The sequence below is a fragment of the Cellvibrio zantedeschiae genome, assembly GCF_014652535.1.
Classification (GTDB): domain Bacteria; phylum Pseudomonadota; class Gammaproteobacteria; order Pseudomonadales; family Cellvibrionaceae; genus Cellvibrio; species Cellvibrio zantedeschiae.
This window is the reverse complement of sequence record NZ_BMYZ01000004.1, coordinates 1-12,695: the sequence shown is the minus strand read 5'-3', so window position 1 is coordinate 12,695 and position 12,695 is coordinate 1. Positions and strand designations below refer to the sequence as shown.

The following is a 12,695-nucleotide window of genomic DNA, read 5'->3' as shown; positions in this document are numbered from 1 at the left end:
CACCTCATTTGGCTAAATTTATGAGTTTTACGCCAACAAATAAGGCATTGGCACAGGCGTTGCAAAATCCCCATTGAGCACCTCTCACTATCAAAAGTAGAAAAGAGGCCACTGTGTTTTCACCAGTTTGGATAAACGCCATGAGCACTTCAAAATTAAACCTGTTGGACTTTTCCAATAAATCCGTTGCGACCTTGCACTTAACATGGTTCGCCTTCTTTATGACTTTCGTGATGTGGTTTAGCTTGCCGCCATTAAAACCACTCATCATGCAATCCGTACAAATGACGCCACAACAATGGGCAGCGCTGCTGACATTGAACGTTGCACTGACAATTCCCGCACGTATTGTTGTAGGCAGCCTTGTTGATAAATTCGGCCCACGAAATATTTACAGCGCTTTATTAATTCTTTCATCAATCGTGTTGATTGCATTTGCTTCTGCGCAAACCTTTGAACAACTTGCACTCTTCCGTTTTATGTTGGGCTTTGTAGGTGCGGGTTTTGTAATTGGTATTCGTTTAGTGAGTGAATGGTTTCCTGCTCGTCAAGTTGGTTTGGCAGAAGGTATTTACGGTGGCTGGGGTAACTTTGGTGCGGCCGCTGCAGGTTTTACTTTGCCCTTCCTCGCCATTCACGTTTTCGGTGGTGTTGATGGCTGGCGTTATGCCATGAGCGCTGCGGGCATTTTGGCAGCAGTTTACGGCGTGATATTTTACGTATTCGCACGCAACACACCTAAAGGCTCTACCTATTTCAAACCAAAAAAATCTGGCGGTTTGGAGGTGAGCAGCAAAAAAGATTTCTGGTTCTATGTTGCCTTGAACGTACCTATGTATTTAATTCTCGCTGTGCTTGCGTGGAAGATGTCACCAGCGAATTTGAAATTATTAAGCGCTACCACCACTAATATTTTGTATGTTGTGTTGATTGCATTGTTCGTTTTCCAATTTTCACAAATCTATCGTGTTAACAAAGATATGCTGAAAAACGGTGTGCCAGAGCACGACAAATATGAATTCAAACAAGTGGCGATTTTAAGCTGGGCTTACCTTGCGTGCTTCGGTTCTGAATTAGCGGTTGTATCTGTATTGCCTGCATTCTTTATGGACACATTTAAAGGCTTAAGTATTTCACAAGCGGCAATGCTCGGTGGTTCATTCGCATTTATGAATTTGGTTGCACGCCCCGGCGGTGGTTGGGTGAGCGATAAATTAGGTCGTCGCTTTTCTATGTCAGTGATTTTTGGCGGCATCGCAATTGGCTACGTACTCTTATCGCAAATTAACAGCAACTGGCCATTAGCCTTAGCATTCGCCGCTGTATTTATTTGCTCTCTGTTCGTACAAGCGGGTTGCGGTTCTGTGTTCGCAGTAGTGCCCCTGATCAAACGCCGCATGACTGGCCAAATCTCTGGTATGGCCGGTGCTTACGGTAACGTGGGTGGCCTTGCGTTCCTCACTATCAATACCTTTGTAAATATCCATACCTTCTTCTATGTGCTTGCAGGTGCCGCAGCCTTGGCTTTTATCTTCATCCAGTTCCTTAAAGAACCTAAAGGCCACACAGTAGAAGTAAACGAAGACGGAACCTTGCAAAAAATCGAAGTTGCCTAATAGGCAGCTTCATAATAGAAAGCTTCATAATAAAAAGTTGCTTAATCTGATTTACCAAAAACTGTTTTAAGAATTAGCCCGCTCTTGCGGGCTTTTCTATTACACTTGTATTAATTTTTATCACAGCTCGCGAAAAATTTTTATGGATCACCTTCAATCTACATTGCGTGTCCAATTTGCACAGCGCAGTGAAGCTGGCCGCAAACCAGAAAATCAGGACACCGTAGGCGCACGCATTCCCGATGGCAACGCACTCACCAACAAAGGTATTGCGATTGCGATTGCCGACGGTGTGAGCAGCAGCATGGCCGCGCGCGAAGCAAGCCAAACAGCAATTGCAGGTTTTCTCACTGATTATTATGCAACACCGGATACCTGGCGCACGCAGCAATCTGCCATGCGCGTCATACAAGCACTTAACTCAAGCTTGTTTGGCCGCAGCCAAAATTCAATTTACGGCGAAGGCTACCTCACCACTTTTTCGTCACTGATATTAAAAGGTTCTACCGCATTTATTTTTCATGTGGGCGATACACGCGTGTATCGTTTGCGTGGAGAAGATTTTGAATGCATTACCCGTGACCATACCCAACGCATTGATCGCGACACAAATTATTTAAGCCGCGCCGTGGGGGCAGATCCATATTTAGAAGTTGATATGCACACCATCGAGCTCGAAGTGGGAGATGTGTTTGTATTGAGTTGCGATGGCATTCATGAATTTATTCCCGCCACCGAATTTAAAAACCTTATTAAAAATAATCGCAGTGATTTAGACACACTGGTCAACAGCGCAATTGAATTAGCACTTACACATAACAGCGATGACAATATCAGTATCCAAGCGGTAGCCATTGAACAACTGGGCAGCGCCACCCAGAGCGAAGCAATCCAGGTGTTATCGCGCCTGCCCTTCCCGCCCCTTTTATCACCAGGGCAGGTAATTGATGGATTGCGCGTAAAAAAAATTATGCACGAGTCGACACGTAGCCAGGTTTATTTAGTTGAAGATGAAAAAGGTACACCGCTGGTCATGAAAACACCTTCGGTGAATTTTCAGGATGACCCCGCTTATATTGAGCGCTTCGTTATGGAATCCTGGATTGGCTCGCGCATTCACGGGGCCGGTGTTGCGCGTGTAATACCCGCGCCGGAATCACGCTCATGCCTTTATTATTTAACAGAATATATTGGTGGCCCAACGCTCACGCAATTATTAAAAGAACGAGGCAAATTGGCGATTGTGGATGCGGTGGAATTGGTTGAACATTTAATTCGCGGCATTCGCGTTTTCCATCGCAAAGATACGCTGCATCAGGATTTAAAACCGGACAATATTGTAATTAGTTCCAAAGGACCAATGATTGTTGATTTTGGTTCTTGCTGGGTCGCAGGCGTTGAAGAAGTCATTGCGCCTTTTACGCGCGATATTATTTTAGGCACCGCCGATTATTCTGCGCCTGAATATAGATACGGCGGCAAAGTTGGCCCTGCATCTGACCAGTTTTCTCTAGCCGTGCTTTTATACGAAATGCTAACAGGCAAATTGCCTTATGGCGCCAACTACGGTAATGCAACTGACTTGCACAGCTTCCAAAAATTAAAATATATTTCTGCCATGCAACACAATCCGCTTGTGCCCTATTGGTTAGACAAAGCGCTGGAAAAAGCCTTAAGTATTTATCCCAATGCGCGCTACGAAGCCTTATCAGAATGGTTTCAGGATTTAAAACGCCCCAATCCGGAATGGCTGACACAACGCCAGCAACCGCTAATGGAACGCCATCCAGATAAAGTGTGGAAGATGCTCGCCGTCAGCGGTTGGTTGGCAGCTATTATTATTTTATTTTGGAAGCGCTAGTCATTTTTACAATTTAAAATCCAATAAAAAAGGCCGATGCATAAAATACATCGGCCTCTTTCATTTTTATGCGAATAGCTAATTATTTATTGCCTGTATAAGTCACTCGATAGACGCGACCCCGATCATCATCTGATATCAACATAGAACCGTCACTCAAAAAAGCTACATCAACGGGGCGACCTAGCACATTTTCATCCTGCAAGAATTCAATAAAAGGAGTATCACTTAACAATTGATTTCCTGCGAGCGTCACCACACTCACGCGGTATCCAATTTTTTGCGTGCGATTCCATGAACCATGCTCCGCTACAAACAATTGATTACGATACTGTGCAGGGAAATGATTCCCCGTATTAAATGCAAGACCAAGAGGCGCAACATGTGGGCCGAGTTGCGCTACAGGTGCCACATAATCACTGCAGCTTTTTCCTTTACCAAATTCCGGGTCAAGCAACACACCGCTATGGCAGTAAGGAAAACCGAAATGCATTCCAGCTTTTGGTGCGCGATTCAATTCGCAAGAAGGCGTGTTATCACCCAACTCATCGCGGCCATTATCGGTAAACCACAACTCCTGCGTTTGTGGATGCCAGGTAAATCCAACAGAATTTCGAATACCACTTGCAAAAGGTTTGAAATCAGAGCCATCTGGATTCATGCGATAAATTTTTGTATGAGGGCCATTTTCCTTGTCGCACACATTACAAGGCGCGCCAACTGGAATATAAAGTTTTCCATCTGGCCCCGCTTTAATAATTTTTTCACCGTGCCAGCGGTCATTAGGTAAATCATCTTTTACAATTTTATACGCAGGTTTGTTCGCGTAATTTTTACTGATGTCGTCAAAACGAATCACACGGCCAACTTCAGCCACATACAAATTTTTATTGAGGACAGTTACACCAATAGGCGAATCCAAACCCTCTGCAACCGTAATAACTTTGTCTGCTACGCCATCTTTATTCGCATCAACCAAGGCGTAAACTTTTCCTGCTTTGCGTGAACCTACGTAAACCACATCGTTTTCATCAATAGCTAAGCCACGCGCATTACTCACACCATCAGCATATACCGACAGTTTAAAACCTTTAGGCACACGTATCTTAGCCAGCTCTGCTGCGCTTGCTGCCTCTGTGTTAACTGCCACAGGCTTGGTTAACAAAAAATCGGCAAGCTGCGCTAATTGTTGTTTGTTGAGTACGCTACTCCAGGCAGGCATACCCTTATCAGCAACGCCCTTACTGATAATGTCTATTAAACGACTTTTAGTCGGCTCGCCGTGAATCCAGGTTGCATCAACCAAATTGGGGCCAACAGCCCCTTCGCGATTTTTACCGTGACATTGGGAACAATAGGTCGCATACAAATCACCGCCAGTCTCCGCAGCAATACTCGTTGCCGCCAGCACCAAACCACACAATATCGCGCCAAATTTCAGGTAGCTATTCATACCAATCACCATTAAATTGAATTTCAGTAGCCTATCAGTAATCACGCAGGCGAAGCAGTATTTAAAAGCTAGTCAACACTATAGGCAACTTGCTTTACAAAAATGAACGCATCTCGTAATTCAAGCCGTGAGTGTAGCGCTTGACTAAATAGCGACACCACGAAAGGAAAACGGGCGACCGAGCGCAAAGTTGCACAAGGCTCTAGTGGCAATATGCCTAGTTAAAACCGCAACTTAAAAACCGTCCAGCACACGAAGCATGCGGTACATGAGAGACGTGTTATGTTTTACCTTGTTGCATCGTAATAGAAAGGAAATTTCGGACAATCAAAGTCACCATCGCCATATTTTTCTTTTATGTATTCAGGAAGCATTTTCCGCATTTTTTCGTGTATTGAAATATGCAGCAATTTATACCCTGATGGTTCAGCAACTGAGCCTAAAAACTTTTCGATATCTTTCATGGATTGGTAGTGTGCGGGTTGATGAAAGAACCTTTGGTATTCAAGCAACGTAGCAAATACATACATAAGGTCTTTTAAATTTACTTCTACCTTTTCATTCGGGTCAATTTTTTCAAAACCGTAGGTTGCAATTTCTTCTAAATTATCAGTGTATTGCTTGCTCATTTAATACCTCGGGAAACATAACGTTGTTATAAGTGGTGCGTTTTTTGTTGCGCTTCTGTGTTACACAGAATGAACAACGCAAATGCAAATGCGCAACAAAATGCATCCGCTTGATGATCGTGCTAGGTGCTATTTATTTGTATGCTTTCAGGGTGTTAAGTATCTCCTTTGACGCCAAACCAAATGCACCGTGAATGGACTTTGATAAATTCTTGAAATTGTCAAAATCCGGTGCAGGCAACAAAACAAATTCAAATATAGAGAACTTAGGCATTTCTTCACTATTAACCCATCTAAAACCCTTTAATTTGTTCCAATAACTTATTTGTACCTCCTTAGTTTGGCCGAGAAGCCAGAATTCAAAGTGAGCTTGCTGATGATTTAGCACAATAGCGAATTTAAGCTTTCGCTTTTTAAGATAATCGTTCTGCAGATAGAAATAAGTAAAGTCGATGTAACCGTGAAGTACATTTGCGACTGTATATTCGTTTTCAAATATTTTTGAAAAATCAGTTCTTAGATTTTGAACGACGCCAACCAAGCCTTGGTAAGTTTTTTGAATCTCGCCACTAGCGAAAGTTTTCTTATAAGCCGGCATCCGAGAATTTAAGCCTTCATTTGACATAGTAGGCGTTCCTAATTTTTACTTACAGATAAAGCCGCGGCTAACGGCCACATTTAAGTAAAGCAAAAAAACACGAATTAAGAATTAGAGCTATTTTTACGATTTTTTTGCTTCACCGTCGCTATTAACTATAAAGTTCGTTTTACTATTTTTTAAACGTGACTCTTTCGAAGGCGGCTCTAATAACCTCCATTCTGCATCTTTTTCATATTCCCCGGCGCCTTGAAACTCTTTTAAAAATTCATGCTGGGCTTCACGCAAACAAATGCCATTGGCTCCACCCTCGTAATCTGGATCTTCATTTTGAACCAAATCGTCTTCCCAGCCGCAAAGTTCACAAATATCATATGTACCTTTAGCTGGCTCATCTAAAGTTTTATAGCCACAACAAGGACAAGTATGTTTCAACACATTCTCTCCATGACACCTAAGGTTAATTTCAGCGGCAGTTTTTAAGTTGTGGTTTTGTGGAATACTTTTGCGCAGCAAACCCATGGGGACGCCTAGTTAAAACTGCGACTTAAAAACTGTCCAGCACACGAAGTGTGCTGCGCTTGAGCCACTTGTTACGTGATATTTTCACTACGAATAATTTGAATTTTAAAAATGTGACTGTATGGCAATGAAATTAGTTTACAGTAAATTTAATGGGCATTTTAAATATACACGGCTGCTTGCCGGGCTTAAAGCGAAACTGGTTAGCAGCTTTTAGCGCAAGGCTATTTAATTCAGGATTTGTTGATTCTACTACAGCTGGCTCCATTACTTTACCAGTAGAAGTTACAATAAGCTGAACTAATACCGTACCTCCCTCTCCCCTATAGTCAGTGAGATGATTAACGTTGGGCCCAACCGAAATAGGCTTAGTGTGCGGCGTACATGGCGATATAGATTTGTTTGTATCATCCGCCTGGGATGTAACAGACAATAGAAAAGTAAGTACGAGAAGTGATTTTGCTTTTATGATGTGTCGAATTAGCATATAAATCTTCTCGCCTCACGTAACGCCGAGCTAAGCGGCAGTTTTTAAGTTGCGGTTTTGTGGAATACTTTTGCGCAGCAAAACCACAAAACTGCGACTTAAAAACTGTCCAGCACACGAAGTGTGCGGTGCTTGAGCGACTTGTTAGAGTGCTTTAAAACTTGGGTTCCAAATCAAAACCATATTTCAAAGCCACCATTTGTAAATCTCGACAGTTAAATACTACTTGCATGTCTTTAGCCGCAAGCTCGTTTTGAACTTTGTGTGAGACTAAATATTCAAAGTTTGTATTGATATTTTTTACCACAACTACTGGAATTCCATTTCTAACCTCAGCATTAACGCTTAGGACCTCATTTGCTGGTATTTTTTTCCAAGATGGATCAGCCTCTTTAAGGAGGCATTCATGCCATATGGCCGGAATTGATTTTTTGGAGCCGTTTGCTTCATAGGTAAATAGTGTGTAGAGCGGTGCTCCACCATGATAGTAGGAAATACTTTCCACAAAAGCCTTTTGGTTTGCATATTGTAAATGTGTATTTGAAATTGGATGATAGCTTTTCCATGATTCCTTGAATTCTTTCAATACATCTTCAGTAGCTATTAGCACATGGTTATTGTGCTCAAATATAGAATGATAATCCGGCATAATTTACTCTAACGCCGAGTTCAGCGGCAGTTTTTAAGTTGTGGTTTTATGGAATACTTTTGCGCAGCAAAACCATAAAGCCGCGACTTAAAAACTGTCCAAGGAGCGTAGCGACTGAGGCTGCAACGACTTGTTATAAAAGCTAAATACTACTGGGGACCTTTATATTGTAAAAATATAGCTTATTAATTGTTCTTTCCTCATTAATATCTAACACACCCAAAGATAGAGAGTCGCCATTCTTTTGAAAATATACTAATGGTTTTCTAGGATAACCCTTCCATTCAACTGGATCTATCCGATATTTGGCATGTGCGATAGGAACACCCTCACTACTAAACTCGTATACCTCAAAAGAATTCTCATAGTTTGAAGGTGTCGAAATAACATAGATTGTACCATTGGCGCATACAATACTTTCGAATGTATTGCCCACACTTACAGGTATTCGATTGCCACGTACTACCAACACATGCTTTGACCAATCGATAGAGTCTAATGAAATTTTTTCCGAATCACACCCAATTTGTTTTCCACTTCTCGCAGGCTCCAATAAACTTAAATGATCTATTGAAGAGGAAGGAACGAAAATAGCTACAGCTTCCTTACTTAGAATTTGCTCATTCTCAACCACCAGCATTGACTCTAAAGCGCTGTAGAAAATTTCACTTTTAGGCGATTGATCAAATAAACTTTCAAATATAGGAACCCAAAAGGTGTAACCAAAAATATAATTAATAATTGCGGACGATGAAAATTCACTTTCTAGTAGATACCCTTCGCCTCTATAATTTTGCCTTGTAGATATTGTTCTTGTATTTAAAGCTTTACCACCTTTAGATAGTACTAAACTGATTTTTTCAACACCACTTTCTTTGACTGAACTTACATATAATTGGTAGGCTGATTTTTCGATATTAGATGTAGCTATACCAAGTTTAGAAATTGACGCGTATATGTTTTCTTGCATTATTTTCGGATTTTTTTGGAAAATACAACCACAATTAGAGCTAGCTTCAATTGATAAAGTCGAAAATTTACTTTCTCTATATGAAATATTTTCTATGCTGGAGTCTATAAATAGCGATTCATTTTTCTTGATGGATATTTTATTCACAACAGAGCCATTGTTATCGTTTCTTAATATATCACTCAGCACCTCCTTAGATCTAAGGTTAAAAGTTAATGCTATCGATATGGCAACTACAACAATAATTGATATTGTTCGCGCTTTAGTGATTTTTTTAAATATAAAATATGCAGAAAAAGATATGAGTAAATTTAATATAGATGGTATAGCTGCAACTAGCAGCAGAAATACAACCAATAAAAGCAACAGAAATAGTGCAAATATTCCTTCCATGTACGGTTCCTTTATAACGCCGAGTTCAGCGGCGGATTTTAAGTTGTAGTTTTGCGGTAAAGTGAGCGTAGCGAGCCGCAAAACTGCGACTTAAAATCCGTCCAACGGAGGCGCAAAGCGCCGTAGTGGTGCTGGAACGACTTGTTAGAGCGCTTTGCCGTACTCCGATTGCCACGCTTGAACATATTTCTTTAACGAGCCTTCCTTTGGCGTAATGAGATCAGCCAATAACCAGCAAGAACTATTATTCAGTTTTAGGAGTTGCAAGGTTACAGCTCGATTTTCCTTTTGTCTTTTGGAAAGCACAAAAAGGTAATTCACTTTTACCGATGCGCTAAGAGCAGCTTGGCTTGTAATTATAAAGCTAATGGGCTCAACGATTTCACCGTCCTGCGCACTCACCCAGGGATCTGTTTCAATTGCACAAAGTTCACCTTTCGATTTACATTTGTATTCATTTTCCAGAATGTTGTAGAACTCAGGCGAAAGTAGATTTTTAACTTTTGAGGGCTCTGAGTAGTAAAAATCGCGATGAAACGTAAAAAAGTCTCTAGCAAATTTTTCTACGCTAGAATTTTCACATCCGGCGTAAGCAATGCTTTGAAAGAAAGCCAAGATTAAAAGAGCGAACCTATAAAGTAATTTCATACTAATTTTGCTCTAACGCCGCGGTAAACGGCAGAATTCAAGTGGTGGTTTTGTGGAATACTTTTGCGCAGCAAAACCACAAAACCGCGACTTGAATTCTGTCCAGTGGAGCGAAGCGGAACGTTGTTTGACCGCTTTGTTAAGCATGCCTTTTTTTATAAAACAACAAAAATTGGATGCCTATGAGAAAGACTAACGGAACTACTGCGACAAGAATAAGCCGTGTCTCGTCAGCTGATTCATAAAAGGTATATGTTTCACTACCATTTGAAGCCATTTGAGGCACAAACCAATAATGGAAAATTAGAATAATTATAAGCGCCAATATACTTAAAGCTGAAAGTATTTTTAATGCCGTCAAAAATGTCCCACCTTTAAATGCGGCCAGAAGACCGAACACACCAAATACCGCAGGGAAAAATAGAAATGTATTGCCGTAGAGAATCGATAAAAATATTCCGTAAAGGCAAAAAATTACAATACTTGCATTCAATGTTCTAGCCATTCTGGCTACTCCCTGCTTAACGTGGAGCGCAGGGGCGCGTTGTAAGTTGCGCATTGCGATAAACTTCGCGCAGCGATTCGCTAAATGCGCGACTTACAATGCGTCCAGCACACGAAGTGTGCGAGCCTGACGCGTTTTGTTATGGCAGCGATGGTTTACACTTTTAGAAACTACATTTCCACAAAACCAACCGAAGCTGCCGATTAAAATTGCTGATGCTAATGCTCGCAACAATTTCCCTTAGTGGCAACCCACAATGCGAAGTGCGTTTAGCGCAGGCTTTCTACTGGCACCGGAACGACACTGCGCACTTTGAAAGTTACGATAAAACTTAAAAGTATTTGCTTGGCAAAAAACTTCTACAAAGTACGTTTAGAAACAATTCGCACGCTATAACGCCGAGCTAAGCGGCAGTTTTTAAGTTGCGGTTTTGTGGAATACTTTTGCGCAGCAAAACCACAAAACTGCGACTTAAAAACTGTCCAGCCACGAAGTGGCGGTGCTTGAGCGACTTGTTATAAATTTTTTGCTTTTGCGTTCTACAAGATTTTGGCTTTTGATTCGTTAGAGGTACGTTTTAACTTTAAAACAAAATAGATTGAGGCGCCCCCAGACCATACCCACCAAAATGCAAGAGCTAGATGCCAACCACCAGCGAATGTTGGTTGCTGGAAAGCAAAAAGGACAGCAACTATACCAAACATAAAAGCTAAAATTGCACCTGTTAAAGATTGCTTTTTGAAGAGCCATAAAGAAAGCACTGAAAGTATAGCTATGTCATATAAAAATAGATGATTGAAAAAAGCAAAGCCAGCATAGAAGGCGCTTATACAAGCCAAGTTGGCAGCGTAGTTTCTAATTGAATTTTCAGCAGGGCTTCTTTCCATTTTTATTTCTCGATGGTACTCGTTCCATTTATAACGCCGAGCTAAGCGGCAGTTTTTAAGTTGCGGTTTTGTGGAATACTTTTGCGCAGCAAAACCACAAAACTGCGACTTAAAAACTGTCCAGCACACGAAGTGTGCGATGCTTGAGCGACTTGTTAGCAACGTATGCTAGTTGTATCTGTTTCAGAACTATGTGAAAACACTAAACACTTACCGCCCTCAAAGGTTAAAGAAGCAAATACATTATTTCCTTTAAGGCCATATTCAATAGAATTTAAAGTAAAACCAACAATACCGTTCATTTCATTAAGATTTACAAGAACAAGCATACTTTCTAAATTAGAGTTTTCTGGTTCTTGTGGAGGCTCATGCTCACCCCAAAAAATTATATTGGGTTCAAAATAAAGCCGAACCCAACGATTTTCAAATTTGAAATATGCCACGTTAGCAAAGTCAGAAATATTGAAAGCTACTTGGTGCTGTAATAAATAAAAGCCCTGACATAACTGCCCAAGAATTTCAGGTTGTTTCCTAGCTAGGGTGTACTCCAATTTATTTTCCTGTAATTGCTAACGCCGAGCTAAGCGGCAGTTTTTAAGTTGTAGTTTTGTGGAATACTTTTGCGCAGCAAAACCACAAAACTGCGACTTAAAAACTGTCCAGCACACGAAGTGTGCGGTGCTTGAGCGACTTGTTAACTATTTAGTTTTACACTCAAAGGTAGATGGTCACTTACTTTAAGCCAGTTTTCAACACTACCAATTTCTAGCTCACAATTATTGAGCAAGTCAGAAGAACAAAAAACGTAATCTATATGATATGGGCGTTCTAATTTACGATATAAATAGAATGTAGGGTTGGTTTCACAACCTTGAGCTTCACCTTTGGAATGGTGATACAAACTTTCTATACCAATTTCACGAAGTTCATTAACAACGTCGGAGTGATTCCACCAACGGTCTACATTGTCCCATATTTTGTTACTGTTAAAGTCACCTACAATTAGTGTTTTATTTCTTGCTAAATCAGAGCGGTGAATTTGCAGATATTTCCAAAGCTGCCCAATGTAACGAAATGATTCTGAGTCTTTTCCTTTGGTCCATACTGCCAGCACATTAAATTCGTTGTTAATAGAAAACGGAAGAAATAAATTTAGCTCAGCAGTGTTCCAAGTTAGAGTAGGACTTGAACTACTTAAGCCAGAGAGTTTAAAAGTGCCCGACCAATTAAGTGATTCTACTTTATTTCCGTTTTTCGGAAAAACACCGATGCCTTTATTTTTATGCGAACCCACCCAAAGATATTCACCTGCCCACTCTTTATAGGCCGGTGTAGAATGCTCAGGGCTTTCACATTCTTGAATAATTAATATGTCAGCATTCAATAAATCTGCTTCCGCAGTTTTATTCCGAAGGCCACCATTGCAATTCCATGTAATTATTTTCATTCGTGTACTAGTTAACGCCGAGCTAAGCGG

General features: G+C 40.9%; 14 protein-coding genes. 2 read left to right on the top strand and 12 right to left on the bottom strand.

The window, feature by feature from the left end; genetic code table 11:
- Positions 1-140 precede the first annotated feature (140 nt).
- Positions 141-1,616, top strand: a complete 1,476-nt coding sequence (locus tag IE104_RS16825) for an MFS transporter (protein WP_189420686.1) — start codon at positions 141-143, stop codon at positions 1,614-1,616.
- Between the two features lie 142 nt (positions 1,617-1,758).
- Entirely contained in the window at positions 1,759-3,477 is a 1,719-nt protein-coding gene (locus IE104_RS16820; protein ID WP_189420684.1) for a bifunctional protein-serine/threonine kinase/phosphatase, read from the top strand.
- An 82-nt stretch (positions 3,478-3,559) separates the two neighbouring features.
- On the opposite strand, the gene IE104_RS16815 is transcribed toward IE104_RS16820, so the two are convergent.
- From IE104_RS16815 to IE104_RS16760, 12 genes are all read right to left on the bottom strand, one after another.
- On the bottom strand, positions 3,560-4,930 hold the full coding sequence (locus tag IE104_RS16815; RefSeq protein WP_189420682.1) for a PQQ-dependent sugar dehydrogenase: 1,371 nt from the start codon (positions 4,928-4,930) through the stop codon (positions 3,560-3,562).
- 287 nt (positions 4,931-5,217) lie between these two features.
- Complete coding sequence (locus tag IE104_RS16810) at positions 5,218-5,559, bottom strand: hypothetical protein (RefSeq protein WP_189420680.1); 342 nt, start codon at positions 5,557-5,559, stop codon at positions 5,218-5,220.
- A 133-nt stretch (positions 5,560-5,692) separates the two neighbouring features.
- On the bottom strand, positions 5,693-6,184 hold the full coding sequence (locus IE104_RS16805) for a DUF7000 family protein (protein WP_189420679.1): 492 nt from the start codon (positions 6,182-6,184) through the stop codon (positions 5,693-5,695).
- A 96-nt stretch (positions 6,185-6,280) separates the two neighbouring features.
- Entirely contained in the window at positions 6,281-6,679 is a 399-nt protein-coding gene (locus tag IE104_RS16800; RefSeq protein WP_229838057.1) for a CPCC family cysteine-rich protein, read from the bottom strand.
- Positions 6,680-6,812: 133 nt separating this feature from the next.
- Positions 6,813-7,166, bottom strand: a complete 354-nt coding sequence (locus tag IE104_RS19210; RefSeq protein WP_189420677.1) for an energy transducer TonB family protein — start codon at positions 7,164-7,166, stop codon at positions 6,813-6,815.
- Positions 7,167-7,320: 154 nt separating this feature from the next.
- A complete protein-coding gene (locus IE104_RS16790) occupies positions 7,321-7,815 on the bottom strand; it encodes a hypothetical protein (RefSeq protein ID WP_189420675.1) in 495 nt (164 codons plus the stop codon).
- Positions 7,816-7,957: 142 nt separating this feature from the next.
- Entirely contained in the window at positions 7,958-9,178 is a 1,221-nt protein-coding gene (locus IE104_RS16785; protein ID WP_189420673.1) for a hypothetical protein, read from the bottom strand.
- Between the two features lie 144 nt (positions 9,179-9,322).
- Positions 9,323-9,826: a hypothetical protein gene (locus IE104_RS16780; RefSeq protein ID WP_189420671.1), complete on the bottom strand. Its 504-nt coding sequence runs from the start codon at positions 9,824-9,826 to the stop codon at positions 9,323-9,325.
- 139 nt (positions 9,827-9,965) lie between these two features.
- Positions 9,966-10,385 carry a hypothetical protein gene (locus IE104_RS16775; protein WP_189420669.1) on the bottom strand — a complete coding sequence of 140 codons (420 nt, stop codon included), beginning with the start codon at positions 10,383-10,385 and terminating at the stop codon, positions 9,966-9,968.
- Between the two features lie 485 nt (positions 10,386-10,870).
- Entirely contained in the window at positions 10,871-11,218 is a 348-nt protein-coding gene (locus IE104_RS16770) for a hypothetical protein (protein ID WP_189420667.1), read from the bottom strand.
- Positions 11,219-11,373: 155 nt separating this feature from the next.
- Positions 11,374-11,769, bottom strand: a complete 396-nt coding sequence (locus IE104_RS16765) for a hypothetical protein (protein ID WP_189420665.1) — start codon at positions 11,767-11,769, stop codon at positions 11,374-11,376.
- 143 nt (positions 11,770-11,912) lie between these two features.
- The coding region (locus IE104_RS16760) for an endonuclease/exonuclease/phosphatase family protein (protein WP_229838055.1) at positions 11,913-12,695 on the bottom strand (783 nt) is incomplete at its 5' end.